Below are 19864 nucleotides of genomic sequence, written 5' to 3' on the forward strand. Positions count from 1 at the left end.
AGGGAACGCACGGTGTTCTACTGGATCATGAAGCACCTCGTGGTCGGTCCGATCCTGTTGGCGATCTTCCGACCGTGGATCGTCGGCCTCGAGAACGTGCCGAAGTCCGGTGCCGTCGTGCTCGCCTCGAACCACCTCTCGTTCATCGACTCGATCTTCCTGCCGCTCGTGGTTCCCAGGCCCGTGGTCTTCCTCGCCAAGAGCGAGTACTTCACCGGCAAGGGGCTGAAGGGCTGGGCGACGCGCGTGTTCTTCCAGGCGGCCGGCCAGCTGCCCATCGATCGTTCGGGCGGCAAGGCCTCCGAGGCGTCCCTGAACACGGGCCTCAAGGTGCTCGCCGACGGCAGCATCCTCGGCATCTACCCCGAGGGCACGCGCAGCCCCGACGGCAAGCTCTACCGCGGTCGCACCGGTGTCGCGCGCATGGTGCTCGAGTCGGGTGTCCCAGTGGTCCCCGTCGCGATGATCGGCACGTTGGAAGTCATGCCGATCGGGAAGCGCCTGCCGAAGGTGCGTCGCATCGGCATCATCTTCGGCGAGCCGATCGACTTCACGCGCTTCGAGGGCATGGAGGGGGACCGGTTCGTGCTGCGCTCGGTCACCGACGAGCTCGTGTACCGTCTGCGTGGCCTCAGCGGCCAGGAGTACGTCGACGTGTACGCGAGTTCGGTCAAGGAGCAACGGGCCGCGCAGTCGCGGTAGGCTCGGAGAGCGGCGGCGCGACGTGCGTCGCCGTTCCGTTTCCGGCGCATTCGCGCCCGACCCTCCAGGACACTCCCGTGGTACAGCTCGCCGAGCCCGTCGTCTTCGCAGATCCCTCCGTGATCGCGGGTCTCGACTATTGGCGCACGCTGCCGATCAAGCAGCAGCCCACCTGGCCAGACCCCGAGGCCGCGCACGCGGCGTCCGCCGAGCTCGCCACCCTTCCGCCGCTCGTGTTCGCGGGCGAGGTCGACACCATGCGTTCACGACTCGCCGCGGCAGCGCGCGGTGAGGCGTTCCTGCTGCAGGGCGGCGACTGCGCCGAGACCTTCGCCGGCGCCACCGCCGACCAGATCCGCAACCGCGTGAAGACGGTGCTGCAGATGGCCGTCGTGCTCACCTACGGCGCCTCGATGCCCGTCGTGAAGATGGGCCGCATGGCGGGCCAGTTCGCGAAGCCCCGCTCGAGCGACACCGAGAAGCGCGGCGACGTGACGCTGCCGGCATACCGCGGCGACATCGTCAACGGCTACGACTTCACCTCCGAGTCGCGCACGGCCGACCCGCAGCGACTGATCCGCGGCTACCACACGGCGGCGTCGACGCTGAACCTCATCCGCGCCTTCACGCAGGGCGGGTTCGCCGACCTGCGTCAGGTGCACTCGTGGAACCAGGGCTTCGCCCAGAACCCGGCGAACGCCCGCTACGAATCGATGGCGCGCGAGATCGATCGCGCCGTCAAGTTCATGGACGCGTGCGGCGCCGATTTCGAGGCACTGAAGCACACCGAGTTCTACACGGGCCACGAGGGCCTGCTCATGGACTACGAGCGTCCGATGACGCGCATCGACTCGCGCACCGGCACGCCCTACGTCACGTCGGGCCACTTCATCTGGATCGGCGAGCGCACGCGCGAACTCGACGGCGCCCACGTGGACTTCCTGTCGCGAGTGCGCAACCCGATCGGCGTGAAGCTCGGCCCGACGACGACGCCCGAGGTCATGCTCGAGCTCGTCGAGAAGCTCGACCCGTACCGCGAGCCGGGCCGCCTGACGTTCATCACCCGCATGGGCGCCGGCAAGATCCGTGAGGCGCTGCCCCCGCTGCTCGAGGTGATCAAGCGCAGCGACGCCGATCCGCTGTGGGTGACCGACCCCATGCACGGCAACGGCATCACGACCCCGAACGGCTACAAGACGCGGCGCTTCGACGACGTCGTCGACGAGGTGAAGGGCTTCTTCGAGGCGCACCGCGCCGCGGGCACGCACCCCGGCGGCATCCACGTCGAACTGACGGGCGACGACGTCACCGAGTGCCTCGGCGGCTCCGAGCAGATCGACGAAGAGACCCTGGCGACCCGCTATGAGTCGCTCTGCGACCCGCGCCTGAACCACATGCAGTCGCTCGAGCTCGCGTTCCTCGTCGCTGAAGAGCTCGCGGCACGCTGAGCAGACCGCCCTGCCGGGGCATCCGTGAGCGACGGATGCCCCGGTGCCGGTCGATCTCGGAATCCGCCGCTGGTCGGCGCGCGTCGACTCGCAGCGCTACGGCTGGAAGTTGACGGTGACCTCTGAGCCGCGCTTGACCTTCTCGCCCGCGACCGGGCTCTGCGTGCCGGCCACGACGGCACCCTCGAGGAACGGCGGGACGTTCGAGACGACCGTGAAGCCGAGCTCCTCGAGTTGGGTGCGGGCCTGGGCGACCGTCTGCCCGGTCACGACGTTCGGGACCTCGACGAGGTCGGGACCCTTCGAGAGCGTGAGCACCACCGTGTCGCCCGGGCGCATCGGATCGCTCGTCCAGTCGGCGGTGACGACCACGTCGACCGGCACCTCGTCGTGGAAGACGGGATCGTTGTAGTCGACCTCGAGGCCGGCATCGGTGAGTCTCGCCTCGGCGTCGCCGCCAGGTAGCCCTTCGACCGGTGGCACCGGCCCGACCGAGACGACGAGCGTGATCGCGCCGCGTTCGGGGTAGGTCGCACCGAGCGCCGCACCGTCGGCGTCGAGCGCGGCGATCACGGATCCCGAGGCGACGTCGGCCGAGAACTGCTGTGTCGCCGCGTCGGCGACCGTGAACGCGGCGAGCGCCTCGCGCGCTTCGGCTTCGGGGGTGCCGACGACTACGGGGACGTCGAGGATCTGGGGCCCTTCGGAGACGTAGAGCGTGACGGTCGAGCCGCGCTGCGCCTGGCTGCCGCCGGGCGGGTCGGTGTCGGCCACCTGGCCTTCGGGGATCACCGGATCGGTGCGCGAGGAGGGCTCGACCACGAACCCGGCATCTTCGAGTGCCTTCGTCGCCACGTCTGGGGCGAGCGTCGACGTGTTCGGCACCGTGGCGAACGACCCCGGGCCGGCGCCGAAGTACCACCCGGTCCCCGCGGCCAGGCCGGTGAGCAGCAGCACGAGCGCGAACAGCCAGTATCCGCGGCGGCGGCGGCGGGCGGCGCTCGTCGAGAGCGCCTCGGTGTCGTCGACCCCGGATGCCTCGTGGGTGGCCGTCGCGACGAGCGGGGCGCCGCCCAGCACATGGGTCTCGGCGGTCGCACCGGCGGTCATGGCGGCGACGTCGGGCAGCACCGCTGTGGCCTGGGTGGTGATCGGGAGGTGCGACGCCCGGATTCCGGGCTCGATCTCGCGCAGGCGATCCAGCATCTCGCGGGCGTCGCGGGGTCGCTCGTCGGGGTCGCGCGACGTCGCCCACGCGACGAGTTCGTCGATCTCGGCGGGCACGGCCGGGTTCTTCGAGCTCGGCGCCGGCACGGAGTCGTTGGCGTGCTGGTAGGCGATCTGCATCGGCGCTTCGCCGACATACGGCTGTTCGCCCGTGAGCATCTCGTACATCATGATGCCGACCGCATATATGTCGCTGCGGGCATCGGCGATGCCGCGGGTGACGAGCTCGGGAGAGAGGTAGGCGATGGTGCCGAGCAGCGCCTGCCCGGTCGCGGTGTTGGCGCTCGCGGCGCGCGCGAGACCGAAGTCGCTGAGCTTGATGCGACCGTCGTCGGCGAGCAGCACGTTCTCGGGCTTGACGTCGCGGTGCACGATGCCGGCCTTGTGCGCGGCCGCGAGCCCCGAGAGCACGGCGTCCATGATGTCGACCGTCTGCTCTGCGGTGAGGCGCTTGTAGTCCTTCAGCAGGTCGCGCAGGGTGATGCCCGGCAGGTACTCCATGACGAGGTACGCCATGTCGGCGTCCTGGCCCTGGTCGAACACGTTCACGACATTGGGGTGGGCCAGGCGCGCGGCCGAGCGCGCCTCTTGCACGAACCGGGTCTTGAACGTGTTGTCGTCGGCGAGGTGGCCGTGCATGATCTTGAGCGCCACGCGGCGCTCGAGACGCAGGTCGGTCGCGAGGTACACCGTGGCCATGCCGCCGCGCGCGATCCGCGAGCGCACCTGATAGCGGCCGTCGATCAGACGGCCGATCATCGGGTCGACGGGCGCGGTGGTCACGCTCCGAGTCTACGAAAGTCCATATGCCGGGGCCGTTGCAAACGCCGTCGCCATCCCGATCGCAATGCCATCGTGATGCGTCAGCCGAGCTCGGCGAGCCATGCCCGTGCCGAGACCTCCCACTTGGCGTAGTGGTCGGGATGCGCGCTCAGCTGCACGGCCTGGGCGGCCTCGGTGACGGTCATCGACTCCCAGCCCTCGACGTCGAGCAGTCCGCGCGTGCGTCCAGGATTCGGGTTGGCCTCGCCCCCGTAGAACGCCGTCGTCGCCCGCACGGGGTCGAGCACCTGATCGACGGTGCCCCAGCCCTCGCTCGGCCGCTGCTGGAAGAGGCCCTGCGAGTCGCGATCGCCGCGATGGAGGTTTCTCAGGCTCGATTCCTGCGCGGCGGCGGCGAGCGCCACGACGATCCCCGCGTCGGGAACCCCGAGCCGCCGCCCGGTCTCGACGATGATGACCGCGTTCGCGCGCATCTCGTCGGTGAGCGGCACCGTCACCGATGCCACGGGCAGGGCGGTCGCCGGCCGTGGGACGGTGAGCTCCTGGCCGGGTCGGATCGTGCCCGCGCCGTCGAGCCCGTTGGCGTCGATGAGCTGCGCGACCGAGAGGTCGTGGCGTTCGGCCAGGTCCCACACGGTGTCGCCCGCGACGACGACGTGCGTGCCGCCTGCCGTGACCGCCGGCGATGGTGCGGCCGGCGGCGGCACCTCGACCGACGTCGCGACCTCCGTCGACGGAAGCACGATCGTCTCACCCGGGAAGATGAGCGACTGACGCCCCAGTCCATTTGCGCGCAGGACCAGGTCGAGGTCGAGTCCGTGCTGCTCGGCGATGCCGCTCACCGTGTCGCCCGCAACGACCGTGTGCTTCGCGATCTCGGCCGCCGGGCTCGGCGGCGGCGCGGCGTGCGATGTGGTGCCCGGCAGCGCGAGGCGCTGCCCGGGGAAGATCAGGCTCGACCAGCTCAGTCCGTTCTGCGCGAGCACCTCGGCCGTCGAGAGCCCGTAGCGCTCGGCGATGCCGCTCACCGTGTCGCCGTCGGCGACCACGATCTCGGCCGGCACCGCGGTCGCCGCGGCGCTCGAGGCCCGCTTCGCCGCACCGCTCTGCGCCTTGGCCTTCGGCTGGCGCTTCACCTGGTGCGGCGCGGCGTCGGCCGGCGCCGCGATGCCGAGCGTCACCGCGATCGTGCTCGCGATCGCGAGCGGCAGCGCGAGCGCGCCACGGATGCCGCGTGGTCGGCGTCGCTCGTCGTCGTGCGTCGTGCGGCCCCCGACGCCGTCGACGTGGTCGACCATGGTTCCCCCTTCACCGATGCGCACATCGGCCCCTCGCGTCACGGTCGCACAGCGGGTGGGGCGAGTCAAACTCCCGCGCGGGGGAGCGGCGACTCGGCGGTCGAGTGCTTTCGTCGCGGCATCCGACATGGCAATCTTGGTTTCGTGACCGATGCCGCCGAGACCACCTGGCTGACTGTTCCCGACCTCGTCGAGCTGACGGGCGAGAGCCCCAGCCGCATCCGCCGCCTCATCGACGATCGACACCTGCTCGCCGCCCGCGTCGACGGCGTGCTGAAGGTGCCGTCGGTGTTCCTGCGTGATGACGCGCCGGTGCCCGAGCTCCACGGCACCGCGATCGTCCTCGCCGATGCGGGATTCAGCGACGCCGAGGCGCTCGACTGGCTGCTCGCCGAGGAAGACAGCCTGGGCACCACGCCGATCGCCGCGCTGCGGGCCGGACGCAAGTCCGAGGTGCGTCGGGTGGCGCAGGCGCTCGCCTGACCCCGTAACGAGTCGACGTCCGACCGAGCCTCGGGTTCGGGGCCGCGCCTTCGCGGCTCAGTGGGCGCGCCGAGTGACCGTCTTTGCGAGCTCGCCGAGCTCTTCACGCGCAGCGCGGCTGAGCGGCGCATCTTCGAGCGCGGTCGTCGCGTGCGACACGTTGTCGGCGATCATGCGCTCGACCTCGTCGACCGCTCCGCACTCGGTGATGGTGCGCTGCAGCATGTTGACCTGCTCGGCGGTGAGCTCGGCGTCTCCGAGCAGTTCGTCGAGCAGACGGCGCTGCCCCGGTGCGAGTCGCTCGCGGGCGATGGCGACGAGCATCGTGCGCTTGCCCTCGCGAAGGTCGTCGCCGCTCGGCTTGCCGGTGACCTCTGGGTCGCCGAACACGCCGAGCAGGTCATCGCGCAGCTGGTAGGCGATGCCGAGGGGGAGCCCGAAGTCACGGAGCGCCTCGAGTTGGCCCGACGAGGCGCCGGCGATGGCCGCGCCGATGAGCAGCGGTGCCTCGATGCTGTACTTCGCCGACTTGAACGTGATGACGCGTTCGGCGCGCAGCCGCTGCTCGTCGTCGGGCTTCGTGAGCCAGGCGCGCTCTTCGAGGATGTCGAGGTACTGGCCGGCCGTCACCTCGGTGCGCATGCGCGTGTACTCCCTGCGGGCGGCTCGAGCGGCACGGCGATCGGCGAGCGGGTCGAGCCCCTCGTCGAGCAGTTCGTCGCTCCACCCGAGCAGCAGGTCGCCGAGCAGGATCGCGGAATCGGTGCCGAACTCGGCCGCGTCGCCGGCCCAGCCGTTCTCGGCATGCAGTCCCTCGAACAGGCGGTGCGCCGACGGCGCCCCCCGGCGGGTGTCGGAACGGTCGATGATGTCGTCGTGCACGAGCGCCGCGGCGTGGAAGAGCTCGAGGGCGGCGGCGGCCGAGACGACCGGGTAGCGATCGTGTCCGCCGTCGGGCTCGAACGGGTCGAAGGCCTGCCCGCGCACGCCCTCCCATCCCCAATAGCAGAACAGCGCCCGAAAGCGCTTGCCACCGCTGAGAAAGCGCCGTGAGAACCCGTCGAGCGGGTCGAGGTCGGGGCTGATCGAGCGGAGAATGGAGGTACGTTCGGCGAGGAACTCCTCGATGCGTTCGTGCACCAGATCGACCAGACGGGAACCATGAGCCACCCGCCTAGCCTACCGAGGCGAGGCAGGGCTAGAATGGACTCGGATGCGTCGATCCCGAGCCTGAGGGGAATGAGATGCCGCTTTCAGAGCAGGAGCAACGTCTTCTCGAGGAGATGGAGCGCAACCTCTATCGCAACGATGCCGACTTCGTGCATGCGGTCGGTGGAGTACGTGGTCGCCGACCCAACTACCGCGCGATCGTCCTCGGCGTGCTGCTCGCCGTCGCGGGCGTCGGCGCCCTCATCGCGGGTGTCGCGCTGCAGCTCCTCATCGTCGGCATCGTCGGTTTCGCGCTCATGTTCGCCGGCGTGCTCATCGCCATCACCCCCGGGAAGACCGGAGCGGCCGCTCCGGCGCCGACCGAGGCGGCGCAGCAGGGCAAGCGACGCTCGGGCGGCGGATTCATGGACCGCATGAACGATCGCTGGGATCGCCGTCAGGAGGGCCACGACTAGGTCCTCCACCTCGCAGCAGCTGAACGGGTCGATCGGATGATCGGCCCGTTTCTCGTTCCCTCCACTTCGCACCACCCCACTCCTCCACTTCGCGCCACATGAGCGGGTCGATCGCCGGATCGGCCCGTTCCGTCGTGTCGACCCGCAGGATTCCGCGTCGGGATGGCGGGGGCCGGGGCATCCGCGAGGGATTCCGTTGCGCCCGATCACGCTCTCGCCGTATTCCCAGCGAATTCCCTCCACTCCGCTCCACTCGATGAATCCGCCGGATTCTCGGGGATTCTGTACCGCACCTCCAACGAAAACGAGCGAATGTCGTTGAAGAGTGGATGGGAGTGGAGTAAAGTGGGGCCCACCTGGATCCTGGCCGGAGGAAGGGGGGTGGTGCGGTGTTCCTCGGGACGTACGAGCCGAAGCTCGATGAGAAGGGCCGCGTCATTCTTCCGGCGAAGTTCCGGGACGAGCTCTCGAACGGACTCGTGCTCACGCGGGGGCAGGAGCGCTGCCTCTACGTGTTCAGCGCACGTGAGTTCGAGAGCATGAGCGACAAGATCCGCCAAGCCCCGGTGACGAGCAAGCAGGCGCGCGACTACATGCGCGTCTTCCTCTCGGGGGCGTCCGCGGAGACCCCCGACAAGCAGCATCGGGTCACCATCCCAGCCAATCTCCGCGGTTACGCGGGGCTCGACCGGGACCTCACGGTCATCGGGGCCGGCAGCCGGGTGGAGATCTGGGATGCGGCGGCGTGGCAGAGCTACCTCGCCGAGCAGGAGGCGGCCTTCGCGGAAACGGCGGAGGAGGTGATCCCCGGACTCTTCTGATCCTCGGGCCCCGACTCCCAGCCGGCCGGGCCTGGTGCACTTCCCCGCATCAGGACGAACGGATGGGGATCGGGACCCGAGGCCCACGAAGACAAGGCGGAACCATGGACATCGAACACATCCACACCCCGGTGATGCTCGAGCGCACGCTCGAACTGCTCGCCCCCGCGATCTCCGACGACGGCGCCGTGCTCGTCGACGCCACCCTCGGCATGGGCGGCCACACCGCCGCATTCCTCGAGCGGTTCCCGAACCTCACGGTCGTCGGACTCGACCGCGACACCGACGCGCTCGGCATCGCACGCGAGCGCCTCGCGAAGTTCGGCGACCGCGCGCGCTTCGTGCACACGGTCTACGACGGGATCGCCGATGCCGTGCGCTCCGAGGGCTTCCGCCAAGTCCAGGGGGTGCTCTTCGACCTCGGCGTGTCGTCGCTGCAGCTCGACCGCGCCGAGCGCGGATTCGCCTACTCGAAGGATGCGCCGCTCGACATGCGCATGGACCCGACGAGCGGGCGCACCGCGGCCGACGTGGTCGCCGAGGCGAGCGAAGACGAGCTGCGGCGCATCTTCCTCGACTACGGCGAAGAGAAGCTCGCCGCCCGCTACGCGCGCGCCATCGTGCGCGCCAGGGCCGAAGCCCCGATCACGCGTTCGGCGCAGCTCGTGGCCGTCATCCAGGCGGCGACGCCCGTGGCGGTGCAGCGGCAGGGCCATCCGGCCAAGCGCGTGTTCCAGGCATTGCGCATCGAGGTGAACGAGGAGCTCTCGGTGCTCGAGCGGGCGATGCCCGCGGCCCTCGACACGCTCGCGGTCGGCGGTCGCATCGTCGTGCTCGCCTACCAGTCGCTCGAGGACCGCATCGTCAAGCGGGTGCTGCAGGCCGCGTCGAGCTCGACGGCACCGGCAGGGCTGCCGATGGAGCTGCCCGAACACCGCCCGCAGTTCAAGCTCCTCGTGCGGGGCGCCGAGCTGGCGAGCGAGGCCGAGCAGGCGGAGAACCCGCGTGCGAAACCGGTGCGACTGCGCGCCGCGGAACGAGTGAGGAGGCCGTCATGAGTGCAGTGCCGGCCCAGTCCATTCCGGCGCCCGAGCGGGCGCCCGATCGCCTGCGCTGGCTGCGGCCCGCGCCCGAGGCGGTCCGCCGGGCCAGACCCCGCCTTGCGTACGCGATCATCGCGGTCGCTGGTGTCGCCGCCATCGTCGTGGCGCAGTTGCTGCTCTCGATCGCGGTCACGCAGGGGGCCTACGAGGTCGACAAGTACCAGATCGACCAGGCGAAGCTCGCACGACAGGAGCAGCAGTTGCGCGAGGACCTCGACCGCGTGCAGTCTCCGCAGTACCTCGCGGCGAACGCCGAGGCACTCGGCATGGTGCCGAACGCCAGCCCCGTCTACCTGCGACTCTCCGACGGGGCCGTGCTCGGCGAGCCGGCAGCCGCCGACGGAGCGCCGGGGGCGACCGCTCCGCTCGTTCCGAACGCGCTGATCGACGGCGTGCCGCTCGTCACCGAGCAGCAGACCGAGAAGACTCCGACGCAGGGGCAGAGTCCGGCGCAGGGAAAGGCGCCGGGCGCTGCCGGCAATGCGGGGGAGGCGATCCCCGATCACGCGCCGGCACCACCACCGGTCGACGGCACCCTGCCGACACCCGCGACCCACTGACGACCGCAGAAACGCACGAGCCCGACGAACGAGGAACCTGAAGCGGATGAACCGAACGAGCCGGTACCCGATGCGGCGGATCCTCGTCTTCGCGATCGTGATGGTCGTCCTCGTGGGCGTCTTCGTCGTGAAGCTCGTCGACGTCCAGATCGTCCGGGCGTCGGCGCTGAACGTGCAGGCGCAGGACGCACGGTCGGTGCCCGTCACGGTCTACGGGGCGCGCGGCGACATCGTCGACGCCAACGGGCAGGTGCTCGCCGACACCGTCATGCGCTACGACATCGCGCTCTCGCCGAAGCAGGCGGCGAAGGGCCCGGTGACGCGCGAGGTGCCCGATCCGGCCGATCCCGGCAAGACGACCGAGGTCGAGGTTCCGCTCGAGCAGGTCGTGGCCGAACTCGGCGCGGTGGTCGGGCTCACCGCCGACCAGGTGCAGGGCATCATCACGTCGGCCATTGCCGAGAATCCCGACGATGACTTCGAGTACGTCGCGAAGCTCGTCGACACGGCGACGTACGAGGCGGTCAAGAAGCTCGACATCCCGTGGGTCGTCCCCTACCAGCACCCGAGCCGCCGCTACCCGAACGGCGCCGTGGCCGGCAACCTGATCGGCTTCCTCAACCCCGACGGCGAGTCGCTCGCGGGTCTGGAGCTCTCCGAGGACGACTGCCTCGCGAGCGAGGACGGCGAGGTGAGCTACCTGCACAGCCTCAAGGACTGGGTGCGGATCCCGGGCACCGAGGTGGTGCACAAGGAGGCGCACGACGGCGGCACGCTCCAGCTCACGATCGACGCCGACCTGCAGTTCTTCGTGCAGCGCATCGCCGAGGAGCAGCGCCGGGCCGTCGGCGCAGACTGGGCGACCGTCACCGTCATGGAGGCCAAGACGGGTCGGCTGCTCGCTGTCGCCGACGTGCCGACGATCGACCCCAATGATCCTGCCGCGACGGCCGTGGCCGACCGCGGTTCGCGGTCGTTCACCGCGCCGTTCGAGCCGGGCTCGACGTTCAAAGCCCTCACCTCGGCATCCGTCATCAATGCGGGCAAGGGCGACCCGCTCAGCCGGGTCACCGCCGACTACCGGTACGAACCGTCGAACGGCGCCGACATCAATGACAGCTTCTTCCACGGCCCGACCCCGTACACGATGACCGGCATGCTCATCGACTCGTCGAACACGGCGATGTCGATGTTCGGCGAGCGGCTCACCGACCAGCAGCGGTACGACGACATGTTGAGGTTCGGGCTGGGCGAACGCACTGAGGTGGGCTTCTCGGGCGAGGAGCCGGGCGACCTGCACGGCGGCCCTGAAGAGTGGGACAACCAGACCAAGTACGCGACCATGTTCGGGCAGGGCCTCACGACGACGGCCGTGCAGATCGCGAGCGTGTACCAGACGCTCGCGAACGGCGGCGTGCGCATGCCCGTCTCGCTCGTCGACAGCTGTCGCAGTGCAAACGGCGAGACCACTGAGACCGAGGCCGAGGGCAGGCGGGTCGTCTCCGAGAAGGCCGCCGACGAGACGACCGCGATGCTCGAGCGCGTGTACGCCGAGGGCTGGCTCGCCGACAAGTGGAACATCCCCGGCTACCGGGTCGCCGCGAAGACCGGGACGGCGCAGGTTCCCGACGGGCAGGGCGGCTACCTGAGCGGCTATCTGGTGTCGGTTTCGGGCTTCGCTCCGGCGGATGACCCGGAGTTCGTCGTTTCGGTGAGCATCATGAATCCCGTTAAGATGAACTCGTCCGCCGCATCCGCGCCCGTCTTCCAAGAGGTGATGAGCCAGGTGCTGAAGAAGTATCGGACCGTTCCATCCGGCGCCCCGGCGCCCGAACTGCCAGCCACCTGGTGAGAAAGTTGGGTTCGTGACCGGATCGCCTCCAACGGCCCTCCGGCCGCAGCACCCGAGCCCCCGATCGCTCCGCGGCCTCGCCGATGAGTTCGGGTTCGACGTGCGCGGCGAGCTCGGCGACCTCGAAGTGACGGGCGTCGGCCTCTCGTCCTCTGCGGCGCGCCCCGGCGATCTCTACGTCGGCGTCCCCGGCCGGAACGTCCACGGCGCTCAGTTCGCCGCCGCCGCCCGTGAGGCCGGCGCCGTGGCGCTGCTGACCGATGAGGCCGGCGCCGTGCTCGCCGCCGACGTCGGACTGCCGATCCTCGTGGCGGACGACGCTCGGGCCGCGCTCGGCGACGTCGCCGCGTGGATCCACCGCACTGCCGACAACCCTGCGACGCTGTTCGCCGTCACCGGCACGAACGGCAAGACGAGCGTCGTGTACCTGCTCTACGGCATCCTGCGCCAACTCGGCGTGGTGGCCGGGCTCACGTCGACCGCCGAGCGCCGGATCGGCGACGAGGCGGTCACGAGCTCATTGACCACGCCAGAGGCGAGCGAGCTGCACGCGCTCCTCGCCCGCATGCGCGAGGTCGACGTGCGCGCCGTCGGCATCGAGGTCTCCGCCCAGGCGCTGTCGCGCCACCGCGTCGACGGCCTCGTGTTCGACATCGCGGGCTTCACGAATCTCAGCCACGACCACCTCGACGACTACGCGACGCTCGAGGAGTACTTCGAAGCCAAGCTCGAGCTGTTCCGGCCCGGGCGCGCGCGCCGCGGCGTCGTCACGGTCGACTCGGCGTGGGGAGAGCGGCTCGCGATCGAGGCCGGCATCCCGGTGACGACGCTGACGACCCGTGCCGACGTCGCGGCCGACTGGCGTCTCACCGTGCTCGACGAAGAGGCGGCGTACACGTCGTTCGTGCTCGAGGGCGCCGACGGCCGTCGGCTCGAGACGCGTGTTCCTCTGCTCGGCTGGTACATGGCGGCGAACGCGGCGCTCGCGATCGTCATGCTCGTCGACGCGGGCTACGAGTTCGCCCGCGTCGCCGAGGTGCTCGAGCGCGACGGCGGCATCGATGCGTACATCCCGGGCCGCGCCGAGCGCATCTCGGGCGAGCGGGGGCCGATCGTGTACATCGACTACGGCCACAGCCCCGACGCGTTCCTGCAGACCCTCGCGGCGATCCGCCGGTTCACGACGGGTCGCGTGATCATGGTCTTCGGCGCCGACGGCGACCGCGACACCACGAAGCGAGCCGAGATGGGTGCCATCGCGGCCCGCGGTGCCGACGTGGTCGTCGTCACCGACTTCCATCCGCGATTCGAAGACCCGGCCGCGATCCGCGCGGCGCTGATCGAGGGTGCCCGAGCCGCGGTGCCCGACCGTGAGATCCACGAGATCGCCGACCCCCGCGAGGCGTTCCGCGCCGCGCTCGCCCTCGCCGACGAAGGAGATGCGATCCTGTATGCCGGCCCCGGCCATGAGGACTACCACGAGGTGCGCGGCGTGAAGCTGCCCTATTCGGCGCGCGAAGATTCGAAGCAGGCGCTCCGCGATGCGGGGTGGCTCGAGTGATCGCGCTCACCCTGGCCGAGGTCGCGTCGGCGACCGGCGGCACGCTGCATCTCGACGAGACGGATGCCTCGCCCCAGACCGTCGTCTCGGGCGCGGTCACGACCGACTCCCGTGAGATCGGCTCCGGGGACGTGTTCTTCGCCAAGCGCGGGGAGTTCGACGATGGGCACCGCTTCGCACCGGCAGCCGCCGAGCAGGGCGCTGCGCTGCTCGTCGTCGAGCACCCGCTCGACCTCGCCGTGCCCCAGGTCGTCGTCGCCGACTCGGTCGACGCGCTCGGCGCACTCGCGACCGAGGTCGTGCGCCGGGTTCGCGCGCGCGGTCGGCTCAAGGTCGTGGGTGTCACGGGCTCGAACGGCAAGACCACCACGAAGAACCTGCTGCGCGCGATCCTGCAGGGGCACGGCGACACGGTCGCGTCGCGCAAATCCTTCAACAACGAGGTCGGCGGGCCGATCACCGCGCTCGAGCTCACCGACGACACCGAGTTCCTCGTCGCCGAGATGGGAGCCTCGGCGGTCGGGGAGATCGCGCGTCTCGTGCGCATGGCGCACCCCGACATCGGCATCGTGCTGAAGGTCGGGCTCGCCCACGCCGGTGAGTTCGGCGGCATCGAGCGAACCGTGCTCGCGAAGTCAGAAATGGTGACCGGGCTGGCGGCCGACGAGGTCGCGGTCCTCAACGTCGACGACCCGCGGGTCGCGTCGATGGCCGACCGCACCGCCGCGCGCGTGGTCTGGTTCGGCCTCGGCGAACGGGCCGATGTGCGTGCGACCGACCTCGTCGTGCACGCACGCGGCACCGAGTTCACGATCACGGCCCCCGATGAGGCATCCGCTCGTGTGCGTTTCGGGGTGCTCGGCGAGCACCACGTCATGAACGCCCTCGCCGCGACTGCCGCTGCGCTCCAACTCGGGGTGCCGCTCGCCGACATCGTCGACGCGCTCCAGCAGGTGACCCTCGCCGAACGCTGGCGCATGCAGCTCATGGGCGGCCGCGACGACATCACGATCATCAACGACGCCTACAATGCGAGCCCCGACTCGATGTCGGCGGCGCTGAAGACGCTCGCGCAGGTCAAGGAGCCGGGAACGCGCACGATCGCCGTGCTCGGCGAGATGAGCGAGCTCGGCGAGTTCTCGGGGGAGGAGCACGATCGCATCGGCCTCCTCGCGGTGCGGCTCGGCATCTCGCAGCTCGTCGTCGTGGGCCAGGGCGCGAGGCGCCTGCACATCACGGCGATCAACGAAGGATCGTGGGCCGGCGAGTCGGCCTACGTCGAGACTGCCGACGAGGCCTTCGACCTCGTCGTGTCCTCCGTGCGCCCGGGCGACACGGTGTTGGTGAAATCGTCGAACGCGGCGGGTCTGCGTCTGCTCGGCGATCGACTGGGAGAATGGTTCGCGTGAGAGCACTGTTGACCGCCGGGGCGTTGTCGCTCGCTTTCACGCTGTTCCTGACCCCGCTCTTCATCCGGCTGTTCACACGGCTCGGCTGGGGTCAGTTCATCCGCGACGACGGGCCGCAGAGCCACCACGTCAAGCGCGGCACGCCCACCATGGGCGGCATCATCTTCATCCTCGGTGCGCTCTTCGGCTACTTCGGGGCGACCCTGCTCTTCTCGAGCGAGCGTCCGACCGCGTCGGGCCTGCTCGTGCTCGGCATGATGGTGGGACTCGGCCTCGTCGGCTTCCTCGACGACTTCCTGAAGACCCGCAAGCGGCAGAGCCTCGGACTCGGCGGCTGGGCGAAGGTGCTCGGGCAGGTGGTCATCGCCGCGGGATTCGCGCTGCTGGCACTGCAGTTCCCGAACGAGATGGGCATCACGCCGGCGAACACGAAGATCTCGTTCATCCGTGACCTGCCGCTCGACTTCATGGTGTTCGGCACGGTCGTCGGCATCGTCCTCTACGTCGTCTGGATCTGCCTGATCACCGTCGCCGCATCGAACGGCGTCAACGTCACAGACGGGCTCGACGGCCTCGCGGGCGGCGCTTCGATCCTCGCGATCGGGTCGTTCGTCATCATCGGCTTCTGGCAGTTCAACCAGTCCCTCTTCAGCCCGAACCTGAATCCGAGCGACGCCTATCGCGCATACGACGTGCGCGACCCCCTCGACATCGCGATCGTCGCGACGGCGATCGTCGGCGGCCTCATCGGATTCCTCTGGTGGAACACGAACCCGGCGAAGATCTACATGGGCGACACCGGTTCGCTCGCCCTCGGCGGTGCCCTCGCCGCCCTCGCGATCGTCAGCCACACCGAGCTGCTGGTCATCATCATCGGCGGCCTCTTCGTCATGGAGACCGGCTCGGTCATCGTGCAGCGCGCGTACTTCAAGCTCACTCGAGGCAAGCGGATCTTCCTCATGAGTCCGATCCACCATCACTTCGAGCTGAAGGGCTGGGCCGAGGTCACGATCGTCGTGCGGTTCTGGATCATCGGCGGCCTGTTCGTCGCCGCCGGCGTGGGCGCGTTCTACTTCGAATGGCTGCAGCGCTGATGGGCGAAGCCCACGCTTCGAGTGCGGCGAGGCTCGACGCCCTGACCAGCTGGAACGCCGACTGGGCCGGGCTCAGGGTCGCGGTGCTCGGGGTCGGCGTCACCGGGTTCGCGGCCGCCGACACGCTCACCGAGCTCGGTGCCGACGTGCTCGTCATCGCGCCCGAGGTCGACGACGACCGGGCGAGGATCCTCGAGGTCATCGGGGCGCGCCTGCTGCGGCATCCGCTCGGCGACGTGCCCGCCGAGCTCGCGGCGTTCGCACCAGAGGTGATCATCGTGTCGCCCGGGTTCCATCCCGACCACCCGGTCCTCGAGTGGGCCGGCGGTGCCGACGTCGCCGTCTGGGGCGACATCGAACTCGCCTGGCGCGTGCGCGACAAGGTGAACACCGCCGAGTGGATCCTCGTCACGGGCACGAACGGCAAGACCACGACGGTGCAGATGACGGCCACGTTCCTCGCCGCCAACGGGTTGCGGGCCGCGCCGTGCGGCAACATCGGCGTTCCCGTGCTCGACGCAGTACGCGACCCGAGCGGCTTCGACGTGCTCGTCGTCGAGCTCTCGAGCTACCAGCTGCACCACCTGCCGAAGACCGGGCCGGGAGCGCTGCACCCGTGGTCGAGCGTCGTGCTGAACGTCGCCGACGACCACCTCGACTGGCACGGGTCGTTCGACGCGTACAGGGCGGCGAAGGCGACCGTCTACGAGAACACGAAGATCGCGTGCGTCTACAACCGCGGAGACGAAGCGACGCGCCGCATGGTCGAGGACGCCGAGGTCGAGGAGGGCGCCCGCGCGATCGGATTCGGGCTGGATGTCCCGGGGCCGAGCGATTTCGGCGTCGTCGACGGCATCCTCTGCGATCGTGCCTTCCTCGACGACCGCCGCACCTCGGCCCTCGAGATCACGACGCTCGACGAGCTCGAACCGCGCGGCCTCACCGCGCCGCACGTCGTCGCGAACATTCTCGCCGCGTCGGCGCTCGCGCGCTCGTTCGGGGTTCCCGTCGCGGTCATCCACGATGCGCTCGGCGAGTTCCGTCTCGACGCACACCGCATCGAGACGGTGGCCCTTGCCGGGGGCATCCGCTGGATCGACGACTCGAAGGCGACGAACCCGCACGCCGCACAGGCGTCGCTCGCTGCATTCGGCAAGGTCGTGTGGATCGTCGGCGGCCTGCTGAAGGGCGTCGACGTCGACTCGCTCGTCGCGGCGCACGTCGCACGGCTTCGCGCGGCGATCGTGATCGGGGTCGATCGAGCCGCACTCGTCGCGGCGTTCGGCCGACACGCGCCCGAACTGCCCGTGTTCGAGGTCGTCGCGGCCGACACTGATCAGGTGATGCCCGACGCGGTCGCACTGGCGGCGGCGGTCGCCGAAGACGGCGACACCGTGCTCCTCGCGCCCGCGGCGGCGTCGATGGACCAGTTCGCCGACTACGGCGATCGCGGCAGGCGGTTCCACGAAGCGGTCAGATCGATGCTGGGAGGTGAGGCGGATGGCGACTCCGCCCCGCACGACCCGACCGGCCAAGCCTGAGTCCGCCTCGGGCATCTCGGCCGCCCGCATCCGACTGGGCCGAGTCTTCCGGGTCGAGTCGGCCGACTACTTCCTACTGCTCGGCACGACGCTCTTCCTCGTGGTCTTCGGACTCGTCATGGTGCTGTCGTCGTCGCTCGTCGAGTCCTACATCGCCGACGGCGGATTCCTCGACCAGGCGATCAGGCAGGCCGTCTTCGCGGTCGTGGGAATTCCTGCGATGCTGCTCGCGAGCCGCATGCCGGAGCGGTTCTGGATGCGCATCGCGTGGCCCGTGCTGCTCGCCTCGTGCGCGCTGCAGCTGCTCGTCGTCGCGACGCCGCTCGGCATCGAGGTCGGCGGCAACACGAACTGGCTCGCGATCGGGCCGATCCAGTTCCAGCCGTCGGAGTTCATCAAGGTCGCGCTCGTCATGTGGCTCGGGCTCATCGTCACGAAGAAGCAGGAGTACCTCGGCGACTTCACGAAGGGGATCCTCCCGATCGTGCTCGTCGGCGGAGGGGCGATCGGCCTGGTGCTCCTCGGCGGCGACCTCGGCACCGTCATGGTCATGGGCGGAATGCTGCTCGGCGCGCTCTTCCTCATCGGCGTCCGGTTGCGACTGCTGCTGTTGCCGATCATCGCCGCCGCCGCCGTGTTCGCCGTCGTCGCGGCCTCGAGCGAGAACCGAATGCGCCGCATCATGTCGTTCCTCGACGCGGACTGCGAGGTCGGGGGCACGGGCGACGCGATCAACACCTGTTGGCAGATCCAGCACGGCACCTACGCCCTCGCGAACGGCGGGGTGTTCGGGGTGGGCCTCGGCAACTCGGCGGCCAAGTGGTCGTGGCTGCCGGCGGCCGACAACGACTTCATCTTCGCGATCATCGGCGAGGAGCTCGGCCTCATCGGCGCGGTCGTCGTGATCGGACTGTTCGCGCTGCTCGCGGTCGCCTTCGTGCGGGTGCTGCGCTCGGCGCGCACGCCGTTCGCGAAGGCGGCGACCGCGGCGGTGCTCGTGTGGGTCATCGGGCAGGCGTGTGTCAATATCGGTGTCGTGCTCGGTGTGTTCCCCATCCTCGGCGTTCCGCTGCCGCTCGTCTCCGCCGGCGGCACGGCGCTGCTCACGACGTTGCTCGCGATCGGCATCGTGCTCTCGGTCGCGCGCGACCCAGGCGCGCCGGCGCGCGCCGCGGCCCGGGTGGCCGCGCGCAAGGCGGCCAAGGCGGGACGCGCAGCGCGATGACCGTCTACCTGCTCGCCGGCGGTGGCACCGCCGGCCACGTGAACCCCCTGCTCGCCGTCGCCGACCGGCTGCGTGAACGCGACCCCGACGCCGACGTGCTCGTGCTGGGCACCGCCGAGGGGCTCGAAGCCCGGCTCGTCCCGGCGCGCGGGTACGAACTGCTCACGATCGCGAAGGTGCCGTTCCCGCGTCGGCCGAACCGTGCGGCCGTGGCCTTCCCGTCGCGATTCCGGACGTCGATCGCCGACGTGCGACGCATCATCGACGAGCGCGACGTCGACGTCGTCGTCGGCTTCGGCGGGTACGTGTCGACGCCGGCCTACCTCGCGGCCCGCCGGGCGGGGATCCCGGTCGCGATCCACGAGGCGAATGCGAAGCCCGGGCTCGCGAACCGGCTCGGCGCCCGCACGGCAGGTGCCGTCGGCGTCGCCTTCGAGGGAACGCCGTTGCCGCACGCCACCGTCGTCGGCATGCCGCTGCGTCGCGAGATCGAGCAGCTCGATCGCGGCGCCCTCCGCGACGAGGCCGCGGCGTTCTTCGGCCTCGACCCCGCACGCCCTGTGCTGCTCGCGACCGGCGGATCGCTCGGCGCACGCCGCATCAACCGCACGATGGTCGACAGCGCCGACATGCTGACCGCGGCCGGATGGCAGGTGCTGCACATCACCGGTGCGAAGTCCGAGGTGACCGACCCCGGCATCGCCGATTACCGCATGGTCGAGTACGCCGACCGCATGGATCTCGCACTCGCGATCGCCGACTTCGCGGTGTCGCGCGCCGGCGCCGCGACCGTCAGCGAGCTCGCGGCCCTCGGCATTCCCGCCGTCTACGTGCCGTATCCCGTCGGCAACGGCGAGCAGCGGTTCAACGCCGCGGGTGTGGTCGGAGCCGGGGGAGGCATCCTGGTCGACGATGCGCGGTTCCTGCCCGCGTGGGTGCGCGACGAGCTGGTCCCGCTCCTGGCCGACGCTGCACGCGTCGACCGCATGGCGCGCGCCGCGACATCCGCCGGCATGCTCGACGGCACCGACCGCATGGTGGCGCTCGTCGACGCCGCGCTCGGCGGGGCAGCCGGCCGCACGTCGAGCAGCGCGTAACGTTGGAGTGAGCGGATGTCGCGGCATCCGCCGGA

17 protein-coding genes are annotated in these 19864 nt (G+C 70.1%); 14 read left to right on the forward strand and 3 right to left on the reverse strand.

Translation table 11 applies throughout. The annotated features are described in order from the left end of the window. The first annotated feature begins 12 nt into the window (after nt 1–12). Together LQ757_RS06425 and LQ757_RS06430 are read left to right on the forward strand one after the other, a co-directional pair. The gene (locus tag LQ757_RS06425; protein ID WP_231046406.1) at nt 13–702 is read left to right on the forward strand and encodes a lysophospholipid acyltransferase family protein; all 690 of its coding nucleotides are present in this window, start codon (nt 13–15) and stop codon (nt 700–702) included. A 77-nt stretch (nt 703–779) separates the two neighbouring features. After that, complete coding sequence (locus tag LQ757_RS06430) at nt 780–2150, forward strand: class II 3-deoxy-7-phosphoheptulonate synthase (RefSeq protein ID WP_372459636.1); 1371 nt, start codon at nt 780–782, stop codon at nt 2148–2150. A 96-nt stretch (nt 2151–2246) separates the two neighbouring features. Here LQ757_RS06430 and pknB read toward each other — a convergent pair whose 3' ends face one another. Both pknB and LQ757_RS06440 read right to left on the reverse strand, forming a co-directional pair. Next, on the reverse strand, nt 2247–4136 hold the full coding sequence (gene pknB / locus LQ757_RS06435) for a Stk1 family PASTA domain-containing Ser/Thr kinase (RefSeq protein WP_255681190.1): 1890 nt from the start codon (nt 4134–4136) through the stop codon (nt 2247–2249). A 104-nt stretch (nt 4137–4240) separates the two neighbouring features. Then, nucleotides 4241–5458 carry a LysM peptidoglycan-binding domain-containing protein gene (locus tag LQ757_RS06440; protein ID WP_231046408.1) on the reverse strand — a complete coding sequence of 406 codons (1218 nt, stop codon included), beginning with the start codon at nt 5456–5458 and terminating at the stop codon, nt 4241–4243. A gap of 144 nt (nt 5459–5602) precedes the next feature. Here LQ757_RS06440 and LQ757_RS06445 point away from each other — a divergent pair, with 144 nt between their 5' ends. After that, on the forward strand, nt 5603–5941 hold the full coding sequence (locus LQ757_RS06445) for an Rv2175c family DNA-binding protein (protein ID WP_231046409.1): 339 nt from the start codon (nt 5603–5605) through the stop codon (nt 5939–5941). A 57-nt stretch (nt 5942–5998) separates the two neighbouring features. On the opposite strand, the gene LQ757_RS06450 is transcribed toward LQ757_RS06445, so the two are convergent. Further along, nucleotides 5999–7111, reverse strand: a complete 1113-nt coding sequence (locus LQ757_RS06450; protein ID WP_231046410.1) for a polyprenyl synthetase family protein — start codon at nt 7109–7111, stop codon at nt 5999–6001. A gap of 74 nt (nt 7112–7185) precedes the next feature. Here LQ757_RS06450 and LQ757_RS06455 point away from each other — a divergent pair, with 74 nt between their 5' ends. The 11 genes from LQ757_RS06455 to murG all read left to right on the forward strand — a co-directional run bounded on the left by LQ757_RS06455 (nt 7186) and on the right by murG (nt 19829). Then, nucleotides 7186–7566 carry an SCO2097 family morphological protein gene (locus tag LQ757_RS06455; RefSeq protein WP_231046411.1) on the forward strand — a complete coding sequence of 127 codons (381 nt, stop codon included), beginning with the start codon at nt 7186–7188 and terminating at the stop codon, nt 7564–7566. A 389-nt stretch (nt 7567–7955) separates the two neighbouring features. Further along, nucleotides 7956–8387, forward strand: a complete 432-nt coding sequence (gene mraZ, locus LQ757_RS06460) for a division/cell wall cluster transcriptional repressor MraZ (protein WP_231046412.1) — start codon at nt 7956–7958, stop codon at nt 8385–8387. Nucleotides 8388–8491: 104 nt separating this feature from the next. Continuing rightward, nucleotides 8492–9445, forward strand: coding sequence for a 16S rRNA (cytosine(1402)-N(4))-methyltransferase RsmH (rsmH, locus tag LQ757_RS06465; RefSeq protein ID WP_231046413.1), 954 nt, complete (start codon nt 8492–8494; stop codon nt 9443–9445). Then, entirely contained in the window at nt 9442–10050 is a 609-nt protein-coding gene (gene ftsL, locus LQ757_RS06470) for a cell division protein FtsL (RefSeq protein ID WP_231046414.1), read from the forward strand. The genes rsmH and ftsL overlap by 4 nt, the downstream gene beginning before the upstream one ends. A 46-nt stretch (nt 10051–10096) precedes the next feature. Further along, nucleotides 10097–11902 (forward strand): peptidoglycan D,D-transpeptidase FtsI family protein, encoded by a 1806-nt coding sequence (locus tag LQ757_RS06475; protein WP_231046415.1) that lies wholly within the window; start codon nt 10097–10099, stop codon nt 11900–11902. 13 nt (nt 11903–11915) lie between these two features. After that, nucleotides 11916–13463, forward strand: coding sequence for a Mur ligase family protein (locus LQ757_RS06480; protein ID WP_231046416.1), 1548 nt, complete (start codon nt 11916–11918; stop codon nt 13461–13463). After that, on the forward strand, nt 13460–14872 hold the full coding sequence (locus tag LQ757_RS06485) for a UDP-N-acetylmuramoyl-tripeptide--D-alanyl-D-alanine ligase (RefSeq protein ID WP_231047309.1): 1413 nt from the start codon (nt 13460–13462) through the stop codon (nt 14870–14872). Before LQ757_RS06480 ends, LQ757_RS06485 begins: the two co-directional genes overlap by 4 nt. Next, entirely contained in the window at nt 14869–15966 is a 1098-nt protein-coding gene (gene mraY, locus LQ757_RS06490; protein ID WP_231046417.1) for a phospho-N-acetylmuramoyl-pentapeptide-transferase, read from the forward strand. The genes LQ757_RS06485 and mraY overlap by 4 nt, the downstream gene beginning before the upstream one ends. Continuing rightward, entirely contained in the window at nt 15966–17507 is a 1542-nt protein-coding gene (gene murD, locus LQ757_RS06495) for a UDP-N-acetylmuramoyl-L-alanine--D-glutamate ligase (RefSeq protein ID WP_231046418.1), read from the forward strand. Before mraY ends, murD begins: the two co-directional genes overlap by 1 nt. Continuing rightward, a complete protein-coding gene (gene ftsW / locus LQ757_RS06500) occupies nt 17467–18732 on the forward strand; it encodes a putative lipid II flippase FtsW (RefSeq protein WP_231046419.1) in 1266 nt (421 codons plus the stop codon). The genes murD and ftsW overlap by 41 nt, the downstream gene beginning before the upstream one ends. Next, on the forward strand, nt 18729–19829 hold the full coding sequence (murG, locus tag LQ757_RS06505) for an undecaprenyldiphospho-muramoylpentapeptide beta-N-acetylglucosaminyltransferase (protein ID WP_231046420.1): 1101 nt from the start codon (nt 18729–18731) through the stop codon (nt 19827–19829). The genes ftsW and murG overlap by 4 nt, the downstream gene beginning before the upstream one ends. The last annotated feature ends 35 nt before the right edge of the window (nt 19830–19864 follow it).

This window comes from Agromyces cavernae, from assembly GCF_021044935.1.
Classification (GTDB): Bacteria; Actinomycetota; Actinomycetes; order Actinomycetales; family Microbacteriaceae; genus Agromyces; species Agromyces cavernae.